This is a genomic window from Streptosporangium sp. NPDC049046 (assembly GCF_040649155.1).
Classification (GTDB): Bacteria; Actinomycetota; Actinomycetes; order Streptosporangiales; family Streptosporangiaceae; genus Streptosporangium.
This window is the reverse complement of record NZ_JBEZEZ010000002.1, coordinates 136,192-154,109: the sequence shown is the minus strand read 5'-3', so window position 1 is coordinate 154,109 and position 17,918 is coordinate 136,192. Positions and strand designations below refer to the sequence as shown.

The 17,918-nt window shown below is 69.5% G+C and carries 17 protein-coding genes; 11 read left to right on the top strand and 6 right to left on the bottom strand.

Annotated elements, in window-relative coordinates; translation table 11 throughout:
- Positions 1-108: 108 nt before the first annotated feature.
- A complete protein-coding gene (glmS, locus tag AB0B96_RS03145) occupies positions 109-1,956 on the bottom strand; it encodes a glutamine--fructose-6-phosphate transaminase (isomerizing) (RefSeq protein ID WP_350943566.1) in 1,848 nt (615 codons plus the stop codon).
- A gap of 307 nt (positions 1,957-2,263) precedes the next feature.
- On the opposite strand from glmS, the gene coaA reads away from it, so the two are divergent.
- Both coaA and AB0B96_RS03135 read left to right on the top strand, forming a co-directional pair.
- The gene (gene coaA / locus AB0B96_RS03140) at positions 2,264-3,199 is read left to right on the top strand and encodes a type I pantothenate kinase (RefSeq protein ID WP_362896016.1); all 936 of its coding nucleotides are present in this window, start codon (positions 2,264-2,266) and stop codon (positions 3,197-3,199) included.
- 282 nt (positions 3,200-3,481) lie between these two features.
- Complete coding sequence (locus AB0B96_RS03135; RefSeq protein ID WP_362896014.1) at positions 3,482-4,255, top strand: MerR family transcriptional regulator; 774 nt, start codon at positions 3,482-3,484, stop codon at positions 4,253-4,255.
- 157 nt (positions 4,256-4,412) lie between these two features.
- Here AB0B96_RS03135 and AB0B96_RS03130 read toward each other — a convergent pair whose 3' ends face one another.
- Entirely contained in the window at positions 4,413-5,192 is a 780-nt protein-coding gene (locus tag AB0B96_RS03130) for a class I SAM-dependent methyltransferase (protein WP_362896012.1), read from the bottom strand.
- A gap of 179 nt (positions 5,193-5,371) precedes the next feature.
- On the bottom strand, positions 5,372-6,562 hold the full coding sequence (locus tag AB0B96_RS03125) for a cytochrome P450 (protein WP_362896010.1): 1,191 nt from the start codon (positions 6,560-6,562) through the stop codon (positions 5,372-5,374).
- A gap of 552 nt (positions 6,563-7,114) precedes the next feature.
- Between AB0B96_RS03125 and AB0B96_RS03120 the strand changes: the two genes are divergently transcribed.
- The 8 genes from AB0B96_RS03120 to AB0B96_RS03085 all read left to right on the top strand — a co-directional run bounded on the left by AB0B96_RS03120 (position 7,115) and on the right by AB0B96_RS03085 (position 14,135).
- On the top strand, positions 7,115-7,696 hold the full coding sequence (locus AB0B96_RS03120; RefSeq protein ID WP_362896008.1) for a hypothetical protein: 582 nt from the start codon (positions 7,115-7,117) through the stop codon (positions 7,694-7,696).
- Positions 7,697-7,808: 112 nt separating this feature from the next.
- Positions 7,809-8,759, top strand: a complete 951-nt coding sequence (locus AB0B96_RS03115) for a DUF389 domain-containing protein (RefSeq protein ID WP_350943306.1) — start codon at positions 7,809-7,811, stop codon at positions 8,757-8,759.
- Positions 8,760-8,843: 84 nt separating this feature from the next.
- Positions 8,844-9,749, top strand: a complete 906-nt coding sequence (locus AB0B96_RS03110) for an ABC transporter ATP-binding protein (protein WP_350943304.1) — start codon at positions 8,844-8,846, stop codon at positions 9,747-9,749.
- Positions 9,742-10,632, top strand: a complete 891-nt coding sequence (locus tag AB0B96_RS03105; RefSeq protein ID WP_362896006.1) for an ABC transporter permease — start codon at positions 9,742-9,744, stop codon at positions 10,630-10,632. The genes AB0B96_RS03110 and AB0B96_RS03105 overlap by 8 nt, the downstream gene beginning before the upstream one ends.
- A complete protein-coding gene (locus AB0B96_RS03100; protein WP_350943301.1) occupies positions 10,629-11,543 on the top strand; it encodes an ABC transporter ATP-binding protein in 915 nt (304 codons plus the stop codon). The genes AB0B96_RS03105 and AB0B96_RS03100 overlap by 4 nt, the downstream gene beginning before the upstream one ends.
- Positions 11,544-11,545: 2 nt before the next feature.
- On the top strand, positions 11,546-12,262 hold the full coding sequence (locus AB0B96_RS03095; protein ID WP_362896003.1) for an ABC transporter permease subunit: 717 nt from the start codon (positions 11,546-11,548) through the stop codon (positions 12,260-12,262).
- Between the two features lie 50 nt (positions 12,263-12,312).
- Entirely contained in the window at positions 12,313-13,665 is a 1,353-nt protein-coding gene (locus AB0B96_RS03090; RefSeq protein ID WP_362896001.1) for an ATP-binding protein, read from the top strand.
- 2 nt (positions 13,666-13,667) lie between these two features.
- Complete coding sequence (locus AB0B96_RS03085) at positions 13,668-14,135, top strand: hypothetical protein (RefSeq protein WP_362895999.1); 468 nt, start codon at positions 13,668-13,670, stop codon at positions 14,133-14,135.
- 69 nt (positions 14,136-14,204) lie between these two features.
- On the opposite strand, the gene glmM is transcribed toward AB0B96_RS03085, so the two are convergent.
- From glmM to rplM, 3 genes are all read right to left on the bottom strand, one after another.
- Positions 14,205-15,560 (bottom strand): phosphoglucosamine mutase, encoded by a 1,356-nt coding sequence (gene glmM / locus AB0B96_RS03080; protein ID WP_362895997.1) that lies wholly within the window; start codon positions 15,558-15,560, stop codon positions 14,205-14,207.
- A 3-nt stretch (positions 15,561-15,563) separates the two neighbouring features.
- On the bottom strand, positions 15,564-16,085 hold the full coding sequence (gene rpsI, locus AB0B96_RS03075) for a 30S ribosomal protein S9 (RefSeq protein WP_350943295.1): 522 nt from the start codon (positions 16,083-16,085) through the stop codon (positions 15,564-15,566).
- A gap of 70 nt (positions 16,086-16,155) precedes the next feature.
- Complete coding sequence (gene rplM, locus AB0B96_RS03070; RefSeq protein WP_344746717.1) at positions 16,156-16,599, bottom strand: 50S ribosomal protein L13; 444 nt, start codon at positions 16,597-16,599, stop codon at positions 16,156-16,158.
- Positions 16,600-17,163: 564 nt separating this feature from the next.
- On the opposite strand from rplM, the gene AB0B96_RS03065 reads away from it, so the two are divergent.
- A complete protein-coding gene (locus AB0B96_RS03065) occupies positions 17,164-17,913 on the top strand; it encodes a CAP domain-containing protein (protein WP_362895995.1) in 750 nt (249 codons plus the stop codon).
- The last annotated feature ends 5 nt before the right edge of the window (positions 17,914-17,918 follow it).

Here is a 17,918-nt window from a genome sequence, read left to right as displayed (position 1 = left end):
ATATCGACACTTAATGGGACAAGAAGAAGGGCAGACTCTATACCCACTTACGGGTGTGGGTAATCCATAGACTTTATCCACAGGCTGTGGACAACGCACGGGGAGGGCTTACTCCACCGTGACCGACTTGGCGAGGTTGCGGGGCTGGTCGACGTCGTGCCCCTTGGCCGTGGCCAGCTCGCAGGCGAAGACCTGGAGCGGCACCGCGGCGACCAGCGGCTGGAGCAGGGTCGGCACGACCGGGATGTGGATCAGCGTGTCGGCGTAGCGCCCGACCGCGACGTCCCCCTCCTCGGCGACGACGAGGGTCCTCGCACCCCTCGCCCGGATCTCCTGGATGTTGGACACGATCTTGTCATGGATCATCCGCTGGCCCGACGGCGAGGGGACGACGACCACGACCGGGAGCCCTTTGTCGATCAGCGCGATCGGGCCGTGCTTCAGCTCGCCCGCCGCGAAGCCCTCCGCGTGCATGTACGCCAGTTCCTTGAGCTTCAGCGCCCCCTCCAGCGCGACGGGAAAGCCCACGTGCCGCCCGAGGAAGAGCACACACCGCTCGTCGGCGAGCGACCTGGCCAGCGCGCGGACCGGCTCGACGGTCGAGAGGACCTCGCTCACCTTCGACGGCGCCTCCGCCAGCCGGTCGACGATCTGGGTGATCTCGTCGCCGTACTTCGTCCCCCTGACCTGGGCGAGATAGAGCGCCACCAGGTAGCACGCCACCAACTGGGTGAGGAACGCCTTGGTGGAGGCCACCGCGACCTCCGGGCCCGCGTGCGTGTAGAGGACGGCGTCGGACTCGCGGGAGATCGTGGAACCGTTCACGTTGCAGACCGCCAGCACCCGCGACCGCTGCCCGCGCGCGTGCCGTACCGCCATGAGGGTGTCCATGGTCTCGCCCGACTGGCTGATCACGATCACCAGCGTGTCCCGGGTGAGGATCGGGTCGCGGTAGCGGAACTCGCTCGCCACCTCGACCTCGCAGGGCAGCCTCGCCCAGTGCTCGATGGCGTACTTCGCGATGAGCCCGGCGTGGTAGGAGGTCCCACAGGCGACCAGAATGATCTTGTTGATGTCGCGTAGCTCCTGGTCGGACAGTCGCATCTCGTCCAGCACCAGCCGGCCGTCCTCGCCGACCCTGCCGAGCAGCGTGTCGGCGACGGCCCGGGGCTGCTCGGCGATCTCCTTGAGCATGAAGTGGTCGTAGCCGTCCTTCTCCGCGGCCGAGGCGTCCCAGTCGACGTGGTAGTCGCGCGTCACGGCCGGGAGGCCCTGGAAGTCGGTGACCGTGATCTTCGAGGGACGCAGTTCGACCACCTGGTCCTGGCCCAGTTCCACCGCCTCGCGCGTGTACGCGATGAACGCCGCCACGTCCGAGCCGAGGAAGTTCTCCCCCTCGCCCCTGCCGATGACCAGCGGTGAGTTGCGCCGCGCGCCCACCACCACGTCGGGCTCGTCGGCCGAGATCGCGAGCAGGGTGAACGCCCCCTCCAGCCGCAGGCAGACCCGGCGCATCGCCTCCATGAGCCCTCCGGCGGCGAACCGCTCCAGCAGGTGCGCCACCACCTCCGTGTCGGTCTCGGAGACGATCCTGTGCCCCGCGTTCTCCAGCTCGGCCCTGAGCGCGGCGAAGTTCTCGATGATCCCGTTGTGGATGACCGCGATCCGTCCCTCGCAGTCGGTGTGCGGATGGGCGTTGCGGTCGGTGGGGGCCCCGTGGGTGGCCCACCGGGTGTGCCCGATCCCCGTCGTCGCCGCGGCCGGCGGTGTGGGACGTGAGACCAGCGCCGAGCGCAGGTTGGCCAGCTTCCCCGCCCGCTTCTCCACGACCAGGCCGTCCGCCCCGACCAGAGCGATCCCCGCCGAGTCGTATCCCCGGTACTCCAGGCGGCCCAGCCCCTCGACCGCGACTTCGATCGCCTGGCGCTGTCCCGTATATCCCACTATTCCGCACATTGTCATACCCCCTCCCTGAGAAGTCGTCCGGTGCGTCTATGGAGAACCCCCCGGACAGACCAAGAATCCCGCCCGGTGCCCGTCGGGAAGCGCTCCCGACGCACCACCCCCGTCGGGAAGCGCTCCCGGCACACCAGCACCCACCGGGAAGCGCTCCCGGCACACCAGCACCCACCGGGAAGCGCTCCCGGCACACCAACGCCCACCGAGAGGCCGCCCCCGGCACACCGACACCCGCCAGAACCCCGTCCCACGGACCAACACCCGCCAGGAACCCGCTCCCGACGGATCAGTAGGCTCTCTGAACATGGCCAACGGTTTGGACACCGCGACACCGTACGTGCAGCTCAGCCGGGCTCAGTGGAGCGAACTCCGCAAGAACACGCCCCTCACGCTCACCGAGGACGAGCTGGAGGAACTGCGCGGCGTCGACGACCCGATCGACCTGGCCGAGGTCACCGACATCTACCTGCCGCTCACCCGGCTGCTCAACCTCCACTTCACCGGGGCCAGGCAGCGCAGCGCGGCGCTCAACACCTTCCTCGGCGGCGGGCGCAGGACGGCCCCGTACGTCCTGGGCATCGCGGGGAGCGTCGCGGTCGGCAAGTCGACCACGGCCCGGCTGCTGCACACCCTGCTGGCCCGCTGGCCCGAGCACCCTCGGGTGGACCTGATCACCACCGACAGCTTCCTCTTCCCCAACGAGGTCCTCACCGCGAGGGACATCATGCACAGGAAGGGCTTTCCCGAGAGCTACGACCGGCGGGCCCTGGTCAGGTTCGTCGCCGACGTCAAGGCGGGCCTTCCGGAGGTGACGGCCCCGGTCTACAGCCACCTGGAGTACGACATCGTGCCCGGCGCGCCCCAGACCGTGCGCCGACCCGACATCCTCATCGTCGAGGGCCTCAACGTCCTGCAGCCCGCACCGCCCACCGCCCTCGCGATCAACGACTACTTCGACTTCTCGATCTACGTGGACGCCAAGGTCGAACACATCCGCGACTGGTACGTGGACCGCTTCCACAAGCTCCGGCGTACGGCCTTCGAGGACCCGAAGTCCTACTTCAAACATCTCGCGAGTCTGTCGGAGGAGGAGGCCACCGACTTCGCCAGGAACATCTGGCGAGACATCAACGAGCGCAACCTCGTCGAGAACATCGCCCCCACCAGGGGCCGGGCCGACCTCGTCCTCCACAAGGACGCCAACCACTCCATCCAGCGCGTCCGCCTCCGCCGGATCTGACCCTCCCGGCGCTCCGCCCCACCCCCGGGAGGCCCCTCACGCTCCCCGATCATCAACCGACTCCTGACTTCGAGACGTGGCGGCGCCGGTCCCTCCAGATCCCGCGCCGCCACGTCGGCCTATCAGGCCCTCCCGGACAGCAGGGCCGTCCAGATCGCTGGAGTCTCGGTGATCGATCACCGATGGCTCTCGTCCACCCGGTGATCGCCGTCGAGTCGCGTGGGGCGCCGGATCCGCAAGGGACTTGAACCCGCCGCAACGGCAGGTCCTAACGTTGCGGACGTGATCGGGAAAGACGACGCCGGGCGTCGGTGGAGCATCGGCGAGGTGGCGCGGGCGAGCGGGATGACCGTGCGCGCGCTGCGTCACTACGACGCGATCGGCCTGCTGAGCGCGAGCGAACGTACCGTGTCGGGGCACCGCCGCTACACCGGGGACGACGTGCGGCGGCTGTACCGGGTGCGGGCCCTGCGAACGCTCGGGCTGTCTCTGGAGGAGATCGCGAACGTCCTCGCGAACTCCACGGACGACCTGGCCGCGATGCGCGACCTGCTGGCGGCGCAGCTTCGCGAGTTGGAGGCGCACGGCGCGCGGATCCAGCGGCTCACCCGCCGGCTGCACGGCCTGCTGGGACAGATCGACAGTGCGTCGATGCCCGATCCGGACCAGTTCATGACGACCCTGGAGATGATCTCTATGTTCGAGAGCTCGTTCACGACGGAGCAGCGGGAGCAACTGGCCCGGCGCAGGGCAGACCTCGGCCCGGAGGCCGTCGAGGCGGCCAGGACCGAATGGGCGGGGCTCGTCGAGGAGCTCCTGCGGCACGTGCGGGACGACACTCCGGTTGACGACCCGCGCGTGCGGGCCCTGGTCCACCGCTGGGACGCACTGGCGAACCGGTTCCACGACGACGGCGACGACGGGGAGGGAACCAAAGCCACCGCGCGGCGGATGTGGCGGGAGAACAGCGAGGAGATCGGCCGGAGCCTCCCCTGGCCTGCCGACCGCATGCGCGACCTGGTCCTCTATCTGGAGCGCTGCCGCCAGGCCGGTTGACCACGACCTGACCGCGGGGAACGACGCGGGGCATGAGCGGCGCGGGGACGCAGGGACGCGGCCGAGGATCCCTTCCGCATCGGGATCCCCTGTCCGGGGCCGACGACTCCCCTGGGGTGGCGAGAGTGCCGCCCACGACCGGGGACACATCCGGCGCTCAGTCGGCCCTGCGGGCGACGTACAGGATCCGGTCGTGGTCGTCCTCGTCGGCCGGCTCCCGCGCCGACGTCCCCACCAGCCCGCGGGTGGCCACCACGCGTAGCCCGGCCCGCTCGGCCACCCGGCGCACCGTCCGGTCGGAGCGGTGCCGCTGCACGTGCCGCATCGACACCCGCTCCCAGCCCGCGCCGGCCCGCTCGAACAGGTCGAACTGGGTGACCACGACCGCGTCGGCCTCGATCCGCGGTGATGCCGCGAACCACGCCACGTACCGGTCCCCGCGGTCGGCGACCGTCGGGACGCCGAACGTACGCCGGTAGTAGCCGATGGTGCTCAGGTCGAAGATCAGCACCCCGCCGTCCGCGAGCTGGTCGCGCGCCGACGCCAGCGCCCACCGCAGCTCGTCCGTGCCGGTCAGGTACGCCATCGGCAGGTCCACGCAGGCGACCACGTCGAAGCCGGTCAGCCCAGGCGGGGGCTGCTGCAGCCGTCCCACCAGGAACCGGACGTCCTCGGCTCCGGGTCTGCTCCCGGCCATCGCCACCATCGCCGGCGACAGGTCGTAGCCGGTCACCTCGAACCCCCGCTCGCGGAAGGCCACGCTGCTGCGGCCGGTTCCGCACCCGGCGTCCAGCAGCCGCCGCCCGCCCGTGCCGTACAGGTCCGCCATCTCCACGTAGCGGTCCACCAGGGCGGCGGTGTCCATCCGCGCGTTCAGCTCGTCGTACCGTGCCGCGACGCTCTCGTACGCCGCCAGCGTCTCGTCCACATGCGTCATGAGCGCCTCCCTGAGCGCGGACCCGTCGGGGCCGCGCCGGGCCGTCGGAGGCCAGGCGCGGCCGGAGGGGGAGAGAGTCTTACCAGACGAACCATGCCTGCCGGTTGACCCGGCGGCCGGTAACACGGCGCAGCAACTTCCTCATGGAGTTCACCTCCCTTCCTGGTGGCCGCTGGCGGTCAGGGTCTGATGGGGGTCCGGCGCAGTTGGAACGAGGGCGGGGTGATGATGCCCGCGACGTGGGGGCGCCCGTGGCCGCCGCGCACCTCCAGGCGGGCACCGTCGCTCACGGCGGCGAGCAGGCCGGTGGCCAGGGTCTGCGCGACAGCGGCCCCGGCACAGGTGAACGGGCCGCCGCCGAAGGGCAGGTAGGCCCCGCGAGGGCCGGGGCCGTCGTCCCACCGTCCTGGCCGGAACCGGGCGGCCTGCGACCAGTACCGCTCGTCGCGGTGCAGCAGGTAGACGCAGACCGACACGCTCTCCCCCGGCTCCAGCCGCACGCCGCCGATCCGGTGGGCGCGGTGTACCGGGCGGCCCAGCAGCCACGCCACCGGCCACAGCCGCAGCGACTCCCGTACGGCCGATTCCGCGGGCACGTCCGCCAGGTCGACGCCGTGGGCGGCGGCCGCCAGCAGCGCCCAGCCGACCACGTGGCCGACCGGCGCCACCGAGGTACGGAACAGCAGGAGATACACCTGGGCGACCTGCGCGGCGGGCGTGTCGGGCGGGGTGGATCCGAGCACGGCGTCCAGCAGGTCGCCGGGGCGACCGGGCCCCTGACCGGCCGGACCGGTCACACCGGCCCGGCGGGCGCGCACCTCGCCGGCGACCGCCCGCACCACGCGCGCCCACAGCGCCGCCCGCGCCACGCGTGCCAGCCGGCCGCCGGGACGGATCAGGACGTCACGCTCCACCACCCGCGTCATCAGCTCCCGCAGCGCCGGCGGGCTGTCCGGGCGCAGCAGCGCCTCGGCCAGGAACCGGTGCGCGGCGGTGCGCCCGGCCGACGGCCACTCGCTGACCTCCCCCAGCCCCGCCACGACGGCGGGCAGCCGCTCGCGGTGGGCGGCCAGGTGGGCGCGCACCGTCGCCCGCGCCGCACGCCCGATGGCGACCTGCGTCTCCCGCGACCCCAGCCGCCCGCCGCGGACATGGAAGAAGTCGGACACCTCGTCGTAGTGACCCTCCTCGTTGTGCAGCACCCGCAGGGCCTCGACCGGGTCGGCCACGCACAGTGACCCGTCGTCGGGCAGCCGGAACACCGGGCCGTGCTCGCGGGCCGCCCACTCGACGAACCCCAGCGGGTCACGGCGGTACCGGCGCGCCGCTCCGGCGGAAGCGGTCCGATCCGATTCACCGGCCGTCGCCATCCCACCCCCATGCCGTCCGTGACCTCGGGCGCACGCGCGGGTGGTGCCGCCCACGCGCCCCGCCGGGAGAGGGCGCCGCCCGCCACCTTCGCCGGGCGGGCGACCGGATCGTGGGCCCACCGGCAGGCGGCGACGACGAAAAAGGCCGACACCACACCAGGAACAGCGGAAGCCTATACCTGCGAGTCATTCTCGATGGTCATTGAGTGAACGATGGGGAATATCAGTGTTTTATTGACAGAATTGGTTGAATAAACGCTGCGGAGGTATCCCGTGAATAGGTCGTCCGTTCCCGCTCCAGCACGGCGAGAACGCACACCCGCCCCTTCCCCGAAACCGTGAACCAAGACGCGACCGGTAACCGTCCGACTACAAATCTGCACGTCAGAGCCATGATCATGACGTAGCGGACCTCCGGCGTCACACCTCGTTACCTTTCCGGGCCCCGTTTCGGCCACTCACCCATCGGAGGTAAAAAACTTCCCCGCCTGCGGTTATGCATGCCGTAACAGCACCAAGCACTCGCCAGAAGAGTGGATTAGTGTCTTATGTGTGAGCATCTCATCTCATGGTCCGCTGAAGCTGAGCGTCGGCGCGAGCACCGGCATGAAGATCGCTGCCATACTCCTCGCCGTCCCCTTCGTCGGTTTCCCGCTGTTCGCGATCTCGGAGATCGGGCGGGTCGTCGACCTCTCCCTCGACGACCCCTCTCTGATCCTGACGCTGCCCCTCGCCCTGGTCATGGTGGTCTTCCTCATCGTCCTCCTCGGCGTCCTCCGCTTCCGCGCGGAGATGGAGGGAAGCGTCGTGGAGGTCCACGGCGCGTTCACGACGCGCAGGGTGGATCTCGCGCGGGCCCACGTCTGGCTGGACTCCTTCCCCGAGTGCTCAAGAGCCCGTGACCTGACCGGCCACCGGCTCCCCTACCTGTACCTGTACGCCCAGGAGCCGGGCGGCCGCAAAATCCTGCTGCGGCTGCGCGCGGCGCACGCCTTCCTGCCGCCGCGGGAGCTGGGCGCCCTCGCGGACGCCATCGAGTCGGACCACCGGACCGGCCAGGACGCCGAGCGGGCCTCCCGCACAGCCGACCTGCTCCGGCGCCTGAGCGCCGACCCCGCCCTCAAGGTTCCCTGACGGGCTCCGCTCCCGCACCGGCCCGGGCAGTCGGGAAGCAGGAAAGGGGCGGACGACGACCGTACGGCTCCCGGGCTTCAGCCGGCCGGGATCCAGGTCCTAGGGTTGGCCCGTGCTGCATCTACGTGTGATCACTCCGGCGGAGCTGACGGACAAGGTGCTGAAGGTGCTCGACGAGTGCGTCGGCGTCCTCAACATCGTCCTGTTCCCCGGTGTCGCGCGCTCCCCGGCCGGGGACCTCGTCCAGTTCGACATCGCCCGTGAGGCCGCCAACCAGGTGATCGAGCGACTCCAGGAGCTCGGCCTCCACACGGAGGGGTCGATCGCGGCCGAGCAGATCGACCTGTCGATCTCACAGGCGGCCGAGCGCGCCCAGGAGGAGGCACCCGGCGACAGCGAGGACGCCGTGGTCTGGGCGGAGTTCGCCCAGCGGGTCGACGAGGACACCCGGCTCACCTGGGCCTTCCTCGCGTTCCTCACGATCGCCACGCTGCTCGCGGCGATCGGCGTGATCGTCAACTCACCGATCCTCATCATCGGCGCGATGGTGCTGGGGCCCGAGTTCGGCGCGATCGCGGCCATCTGCTTCGGCCTGCTCCGCACCGACGGGAACCTCATCGGCCGCGCGGCCAGGACCCTCGTCCTGGGCTTCGCCGCCGCCCTCACGATCACCTTCGTCTGCGCGCTGGCCGCGCGGGGGCTCGGCTGGATCGGCGTGGGCACGCTCGCGACCGGGCACGAGGAGATCGAGTTCATCGTGAAGCCCGACAGGTGGTCGTTCATCGTCGCACTGCTCGCGGGGGCCGCCGGGGTGCTCTCGGTCACCGCGGGCAAGTCCTCGGCCCTGGTCGGCGTCTTCATCTCGGTCACCACGGTCCCCGCCGCCGGATACTTCGCGGTCGCCGCCGCGCTCGCCCGCTGGGGCGACATGGCCGCCTCGGCCGTCCAGCTCGGGGTGAACGTCGCGGGCATGGTGATCTCCGGTGTGGTGACGCTGCTCGTCCAGAGGGCCTACTGGTCCCGGTTCGGCATGCGGCTGCCGGCGCGCCCGGGTGGGAGATAGCGGCTGAGAATTGACCTTTTGGACGAGGGGAGACTCCTTCGCATGACGGAGGTGCGCACCTGCGGCGACGGATAGTGTCCGAGCATGACTATCCTCGCCACCGAGGGACTAACCAGACGTTTCCCCCGGGTGACGGCGCTCGACCAGCTCACCGTCACCGTCGGCTCCGGTGTGACCGGCCTGGTCGGCGCCAACGGCGCGGGCAAGTCCACGCTGATCAAGATCCTCCTCGGCCTCCTCGAACCCAGCGCGGGCGGTGCCCAGGTGCTGGGCATGGACGTGACGACCAAGGGCGCGGAGATCCGCCGGATCGTGGGCTACATGCCCGAGCACGACTGCCTGCCACCCGACCTGTCCGCCACCGAGTTCACCGTGCACATGGCCCAGATGTCCGGCCTGCCGCGCACCGCGGCCCGCGAGCGCGCCGCCGACGTCCTGCGCCACGTCGGGCTGTACGAGGAGCGCTACCGGGCGATGGGCGGCTACTCCACCGGCATGAAGCAGCGCGTCAAGCTCGCCCAGGCCCTGGTGCACGACCCGCGCCTCGTCCTGCTCGACGAGCCCACCAACGGCCTCGACCCCCGGGGCCGCGACGAGATGCTCGCGCTCATCCGCAGGATCGGCTCGGAGTTCGGCATCAGCGTGCTCGTCACCTCCCACCTGCTGGGCGAGCTGGAGCGGGTCTGCGACCACGTCATCGTGATCGACGGCGGCAAGCTGCTGCGCTCCTCCTCCATCGGGGACTTCACCCAGAGCACCCAGACGGTGACCGTCGAGGTCGAGGAGGGCCAGGACGCGCTGGCGGCCCGCCTCACCGAGCTGGGCGAGACCGTCACCCCGCACGGCAGGATGCTGCTCGTCCACGTCCGCGCGCCGGAGACCTTCGACGTGCTCCGCGACGCCGTCTGCGAGCTCGACCTCTCCCTCGTACGCGTGGAGCAGGGCCGCCAGCGCATCGAGGACGTCTTCAGGGAGCCCGCCAATGTCTGAGTCCGTCTCCGAACCCACGGGTGTCATCCACGACATCGGATACCGCCACTACGAGGGGGCACGGCTCGGTCGACGCCAGGCCGCCGTCGCACTCACCGTGCACAGCCTGCGCGGGATCTTCGGGCTCGGCCGCACCGCCCGCTCGAAGATCATCCCGTTCGTGCTCCTGGGCGTGATGCTCCTGCCCGCGGTCGTCTCCATCGCGGCCATGGCGCTGATCAAGCAGGAGGGGATGCGCTACAGCGAGTACGCCATCGTCATGCAGGCCGTGCTCGCGATCTTCCTCGCCTCGCAGTCGCCGTACACCGTCGCGCCCGACCTGCGCTTCCGGGTGCTGCCGCTCTACCTGTCGCGACCGGTGACGATCTGGGACTACGTCGGGGCGAAGCTCGCGGCGATGGCGAGCGCGATGTTCCTGCTGCTCGCGGTGCCGCTCACCGTGCTCTACATCGGCGAGGTGGTCATCGACCTGCCCGGCGACACGCACACCTTCGAATACCTCACCGCCATGGTCGGCGCGGTCGGCTACGCGCTGCTGCTCGCCTGCCTCGGCGTGGCCATCGCCTCGTTCACCCCCAGGCGCGGCCTGGGCGTGGCCTCCGTCATCGCCTTCTACCTGCTCGCCTCGGCCGTGTCGACCGTGCTGTTCGCGACGCTGGAGTCGATGGGCAGCGACGGCGCCGCCGCGTGGGCCTGGCTGATCAACCCCTTCTTCCTGGTGGACGCCGCCGTCCATGTCGGGATCTTCGGGGCCGAGCCCAGCGCGGGCGTCATCTACCCCGCGAGCGGCGGAACCCTGGTCGCGGGAGCGATCATGATCGCACTCATCGCCCTCTCCCTCACGGCCCTGATCGCGCGCTACCGTAAGGCGGCCTCCCGATGAAGATCGAACTGGCCCAGGTGTCCCGGTGGTACGGCAACGTGGTCGCCGTCAACGACATCACCATGACCGTCGGCCCCGGCGTCACCGGACTGCTCGGCCCGAACGGCGCGGGCAAGTCCACCCTGCTGCACATGATGGCCGGCTTCCTGCCCCCCTCGAACGGCACCGTCACCCTCGACGGCGACCGCATCTGGCGCAACCACCAGATCTACCGCTCCATCGGCCTGGTCCCCGAGCGCGAGGCCGTCTACGGCTTCCTCACCGGCTGGCAGTTCGTGCTGTCCAGCGCCAGGCTGCACCGCCTGCCCAACCCCGACGACGCGGCGCGCAAGGCCCTCGCCCTGGTCGAGATGGAGAGCGCCAAGGACCGCAGGATCGAGACGTACTCCAAGGGCATGCGCCAGCGCGTCAAGGTGGCCGCGGCCCTCGTCCACGACCCGCAGGTCCTGCTGCTCGACGAGCCGTTCAACGGCATGGACCCGCGCCAGCGCCTGCACCTGATGGACCTGGTCCGCTCCATGGGCACCGCGGGCAAGACCATCCTGTTCAGCTCGCACATCCTGGAGGAGGTGGAGCGGGTCGCCCAGCACATCGAGGTCCTCGTCGCCGGACGCCACGCCGCCTCAGGGGACTTCCGCGAGATCCGCCGCCGGATGACCGACCGCCCCCACCTGTTCAAGGTCCGCTCCAGCGACGACCGCCGCCTCGCGTCCGCGCTGATCGCCGACGCCTCCTCGGGCTCCGTCTCGCTGACAGAGACGGGCCTGGAGGTGCACGCCGTCGACTTCCGGCGCTTCACCTGGCTGCTGCCCAGGGTCGCCAGGGACGCGAACGTCCGGATCATGCAGGTCTCCCCCGCCGACGAAGACCTGGAGAGCGTCTTCTCCTACCTGATCAACAGGAGCAGCTGACCATGAACGGTGTCATCGCCGGAATCTCCTACCGGGCGCTCCTCGGCCGCCGCCGGATCTGGCTGCTGATCATGCTGCCCGTCGTGCTGATCGCCATGGCCGCGCTGATGAGGTTCATCGGCGCCGCCGACGAGCGGACCGCCGTCGCGCTCATGCAGACCTTCGCCATCGGCACCATGCTGCCGCTGCTCGGCCTGATCGCGGGGACCGGGGTGATCGCCCCCGAGATCGACGACGGCACGATCATCCACCTGCTGTCCAAGCCGATCTCCCGCTCGGTGATCGCCCAGACCAAGTTCGTGGTCGCCGCCTCGATGCTCGCGCTGTTCGCCGCCGTACCGACCTTCGTCGCGGCCTATCTCCTGGTCAATCTCGAATCCGGCATCGCGTACGGCTTCGCGCTCGGCTCCCTCATCGGCGGGATCGCGTACGCGGCGGTGTTCATGCTGCTGGGCGTGCTGACCCGGCACGCGGTCACGATCGGCATCGTCTACGCGCTCGTCTGGGAGGGCGTGGTCGGCAACTTCGTCCCCGGCGCCCGCAGGTTCTCCATCCAGCAGTGGGCCCAGACGATCGCCGACCAGCTGTCGTCCTCCGCGTTCTTCTCCACCGAGATCACCCTCGGCTTCGCCGTCCCCGCCCTGATCGTCGTCACCGTCGGCGCGGTCGTCTGGGCGGGCATCCGCCTGCGGAGCTTCTCCCTCACTGGCGACGAGTAGGCACTCACGTGCGTCCCACCTGGCCGGGGGCGCACGTGTACCGTTCGAATATGAAGCCGTACTTGAGCGAGCTGCGCCTCACGGAGTTCAAGACGTTTCGCGACGCGAAGCTCCCGCTGGGCGGCATGACAGCGCTCATCGGTCGCAACAGCAGCGGAAAGTCGAACGCGCTCGACGGGCTCGAAGTGCTCTCCCGGCTGGCGACCGGTGCGGACATCGTGGACGCGCTCGACAGCAGGCGCGGCGACGAGGGGCCCCTCCGCGGGGGCATCGAAGGATGTCCCCCGCACGGAGCGGACCGGTTCAGTCTGGGCTGTACGATCTTCCCTTTCAACCACGAGCCTGGCAGCTACATGATCGTGGGACTCGATATCACGATCCAGGTTCGTCCCGAACCAGAGATCATCAGCGAAACGCTCTGGGGCATATCGGGCCACAGACGATCCACGAAAAACCTTCAGGAGCGGCTTCGTCACAAGCTGCTCGCGACCGAAAGCGCCTCTCCGGGGTCGGGCAGCATCGAGGCCACCTGGTACCGCGGCCGCCCAGGCCGGAGCCCTCGGGCCCCCTTCCGCTCCTCCCGGCTCCTGACCAGCCAGCTCGCCCTTCGACTGGAGGGAAAGACCGAGGTGGAGCGCTCCGTCGTCGCGGCGGCCGAAGCCACCCTGGAAGCTCTGCGCGGCGTCTTCCATCTCGATCCCGTCCCCCACCTGATGAGGCAGTACGTCCCCGGACGCGACATAAGGCTACGCAGAACGGCGGAGAACCTCTCCGCCGTCATCGGTCACATGGCGACACACGACGCCGAACGATTCCGGCAGCTTCTCACCCGCGTGCAGAACCTCGTCGAGCACGAGGTGACGGGGATCGAAGCCATCCGTTCGGATCTGAACGATGTGATGCTCGCCCTGCGGGAAGGAACCGCGATCACCCCCGCACGCGAGATGAGCGACGGCCTGCTGAGATTCACGGCCATCGCCACGACGCTGCTGCGGCAGGGACGCGATCTCGACCTGGGCGGGCGCGATACGAGTGATGACGGGAAATCGCCCATGCTGGTCATCGAGGAGCTCGAAAACGGTCTCCATCCGTCCCAGGCGACGCAGGTGCTCGACCTTGTGAAGCAGGCGACCACGGGCAACTCCGCCCGCGTGATCTTCACCACGCACAGCCCCGCCCTCCTTTCCGCACTGAGTTCCGAAGATCACAAGAACGTCGTGGTGTGTTCCCGAGATCGTGCCACAGGCCTGTCGAACCTCCGGACGCTTCCCGAAATCGACGGTTACCCTAGCCTGATGGCTCAGGGGGATCTCGGCACGGTCGTCACGTCGGGCCTGCTTGAGCAGGCACCTCCCGGAAAGCGTGACTTCAGCGAGTTCGACCGCCTGATGGGAATCGGCTGACGATGGTCCGCAGGGTCGAGTTCGTCGACACTTCGGTGCTCTGCAACATCCTCGACATCCCCGGGAGAAACCAGGACCGGGAAAGCGTGCTGCGGGCACTGCGGGACGAGAAACGATCATGTGATCTCATCCTGCCCGTCACCACGGTGATCGAGACCGGCAACCACATCGCCCAGCTCTCGGACGGCCGGCTTCGCAGGCAGCACGCCGACAAGCTGTCCGATCTGCTCGGACTCGTCATCACCGGACAGGCGCCCTGGGTCCTGCACACCGTCGAATGGGGTGAGGGCTTCCTGCGGTCACTCCTGTCAGGAGCCGGAACGGGAACACCGTTCTCCGACCACGTGATGGCCAAGCTGGGGCTGGGCGACCTCTGCATCCTGACCGAACGCGAGCTCTATCGAGCCAGAGTCAGTGGTGTGGACGTCGGTATCTGGACCCTGGACGCACAGCTCCGCTCACATTCCTGAGCATCCTCCGACGCCGCTCGAACGAAAGCACGGCCCGCACCCACAGGTGCGGACCGTGTTTCGATCGCTTCAGACGCAGGCGGTACGGACGACCTCGGCGAGGCGACCGGCCAGCTGCTCCGCCTGTTCCGCCGAGGCGGCCTCGACCATGACGCGGATCATCGGCTCGGTGCCGCTGGGCCGGATCAGCACGCGCCCGGTCTCGCCCAGCTCCGCCTCCGCGGCGCCGACCGCGGCGGCCAGCTCGGGAGCCGATGCCTTGGACCGGTCGACGTCCTTCACGTTGACCAGGACCTGCGGCAGGCGGGTCATCACCGAGGCGAGCTCGGCGAGCGGCTTCTTCTCCCGCGCCATGACCGCGAGCAGGTGCAGCGAGGTGAGCAGGCCGTCCCCGGTGGTGGCGTGGTCGAGCATCAGGACGTGGCCGGACTGCTCGCCGCCGAGGTTGTAGCCCCCGGCCCGCATCGCCTCCAGGACATAGCGGTCGCCCACGGCGGTCTCGACGACGTCGACACCGGCGTTCTTGAGCGCGATCTTGAAGCCCAGGTTGGACATCACCGTGGCCACCACGGTGTCGCCGATCAGCTTGCCCTCGGCGTGCATCGCCATGGCGAGCACGGCCATGATCTGGTCGCCGTCGACGATCTCACCGGTGTGCGAGACGGCGAGGCAGCGGTCCGCGTCACCGTCGTAGGCGATGCCCACGTCCGCGTTCCGGGAGACCACGATCTGCTGAAGCCGATCCAGGTGGGTGGAGCCGACCCCCGCGTTGATGTTGAGACCGTCGGGGCGCGCCCCGATCGTCTCCACGGTGGCCCCGGCCCGCAGCAACGCCTCGGGAGCCACCATGTGGGCGGCGCCGTGGGCGCAGTCGAGGACCACGTTCAGGCCGTCGAGACGGCCCTCCATGGTGGACAGCACGTGGGACACGTAGCGGTCGGCCTCACCGTACGCCTCGCGTACGCGGCCGACCGAGGCACCGACAGGACGCTCCCACTTCTCGCCGAGCCGCTGCTCGATCTCGTTCTCCACCGTGTCGGGCAGCTTGTAGCCGCCCCGGGTGAGGAACTTGATCCCGTTGTCGGGCGCGGGATTGTGGGAGGCGGAGATCATCACGCCCATGTCGGCTCTGAGAGCCGTCGTCAGATAAGCGACCGCCGGGGTGGGCAGCACGCCGAGCCGGAGAACGTCCACACCAGACGACGCGAGGCCGGCGACCACCGCGGCCTCCAGGAATTCTCCTGAAGCCCGGGGGTCCCGGCCCACGACGGCGACGGGACGGCCTCGCCGCCCGACGCTGGCGTTGAACGCCCCGGCATCGCCGAGGACATGAGCCGCGGCCACGGACAGGTCCATGGCGAGCTCGGCCGTGAGGTCGCGTCCGGCGACCCCACGTACCCCGTCGGTGCCGAAGAGGCGCCCCAACGCTTAACGCTTGCTGTACTGCGGAGCCTTACGGGCCTTCTTGAGGCCGTACTTCTTGCGCTCGGTGGCGCGGGCGTCACGGGTCAGGAAGCCGGCCTTCTTCAGCGGCGGGCGGTTGACCTCGACGTCCAGGGCGGTGAGCGCGCGGGAGAGACCCATGCGCAGGGCACCGGCCTGGCCGGTGACGCCACCACCGTTGATGCGGGCGATGACGTCGAACTGGTCCTCGGCGCCGAGCACCACGAAGGGCTCGTTCACGATCTGCTGGTGGACCTTGTTCGGGAAGTAGTTCTCAAGCGTACGGCCGTTGATCGTCCACTTGCCGGTGCCCGGAACGATGCGCACGCGGGCCACGGACTCCTTGCGACGGCCGGTGCCGTACGAGTTGCCGGTGGTGATGGGCTTACGGACGGCGGCGTCGCCGCTGGCAGTGGACTCGGAGGTGTACTCGGAGGGGAACTCCTCCGCGGAGTACGCTTCCTGAGCGCCCTCGACGGGCGTCTCGACACCGGTGGGCTCAGCCACGGTTCTCCTCTTAACTTTCCTACTCGGCGTCGGCCGTCGGCCAACGCTGCTGGCGACAAGCAGCTAGTGACTACTGGGCGATCTGGGTGAGCTCGAAAGACACCGGCTGCTGCGCCTGGTGCGGGTGCTCGGAACCGGCGTAGACCTTGAGCTTCTTGATCATCTTCCGGCCGAGGGCGTTCTTGGGAAGCATGCCCTTCACGGCCTTCTCGACGGCGCGGTCGGGACGCTTGTCCATGAGCTCGCCGTAGGTCATGGAGCGCAGACCGCCCGGGTAGCCCGAGTGGCGGTAGGCCTTCTTCTGCTCAAGCTTGTTACCGGTCAGCGCGACCTTGTCGGCGTTGATGACGATGACGAAGTCACCGGTGTCGACGTGGTTGGCGAAGGTCGGCTTGTGCTTACCGCGAAGCAGGATCGCGACGTGGCTGGCCAGCCGGCCAAGCACGATGTCGGTGGCGTCGATGATGTGCCACTGACGCTCGACTTCGGCAGGCTTGGGTGTGTACGTGCGCACGGTCGTATGCCTTCTTTGGTCGCGTCTTCGGCGCTGTCGGACAGGACAGCAACATGGTCGGTAGGTGCGGGCACACGACAGCCCGGACCTTCCGTCTCCAGATAAAGAGGAGATGACGCCGGACGCGCCGCGTATCGGTCTGCTAGAGGAGACCAATTCGCACACAACGAACTAGCAGGATACCGGCGCGGAGGAGCGCATGCAAAACGACATGACTCTCCGGCGGTTCCCCCGGCAGTCTACCCGCCACCGGCCGGTGCCGGGAAACCGTCACGCACCGGGCGCCGAGATGATGATTTATCCCGATATACAGCGCTATATGCCGAATATCCAAGGTCACCGCGAGCGGGGCGCCGAGACCCGGACGACCACGGAAAGGGGCCGGTCACCGCGCCGGAACCCCTCCGGGAGCGGGCCTGAAACCGGGCGGCGCGACGTTCCCCGAGAGGGGGCGCCGAACGACGAGCCAAGGACGATAGCGCCGGAACCTTCACAGAACGGTTCCAACATGTTCTCAGCATTCCCTTCTTCCTCACCGCAAACATCTCTATCTTTGATAGCGGTATGTGGCAGCTTCCTCACCCCGGGCATACCCAGCGAGCGCGCCTGCGCCGCATGGGGGTGTTCGTGTGCCTGCTCGCGGTTCTGCTCGTCGGCTTCATCATCGGCCGGGGCAGCCGCGACGAGAAGGCCGCCGACCAGATCTACCTGAACGACACCGGGCCCGTACGCCCCACACCCAGCGGCGCACTCGCCGGCCAGGTCGAGCGCGCCCCGCTCTCCCGGGTCGCCCGCTCCACCCCCGCCCCCGAGGACCGGCGCCCGCGCCCCACCCCGACCCCCGGCACGTCACTCGGCGACTCCGGCGGCTCCGGCGAGGACGGCCCCTCCCGCCTCCTCCTCAACGGCGACGACGGCGGCGCCACCTCCGCCCTCGGCGCGATGGAGCGCGAGGTCGTCCGGCTCGTCAACATCGAGCGCAGGCGGGCCGGATGCGTACCGCTGCGGATCGACAGGAGGCTCACCGTCTCGGCCAGGAGGCACTCGGCCGGAATGGCGGCCACGGGCCGCCTCTCCCACAACTCCGCCGACGGCGCCTCCCCCTGGGAGCGGATGGAGGCGACCGGCTACCGCGACGGCGGCGCGGAGAACATCGGGCGCGGCTACACCTCCCCCGACGACGCGGTGCGCAGCTGGATGGGGACGAGCGGCCACCGGCGCAACATCCTCAACTGCGAGCTCAGGGCCACCGGCGTCGGAGCCGTGCGAGGGTCCGACGGCCCCTGGTGGACCCAGGACTTCGGATACTCCTGAGCCAA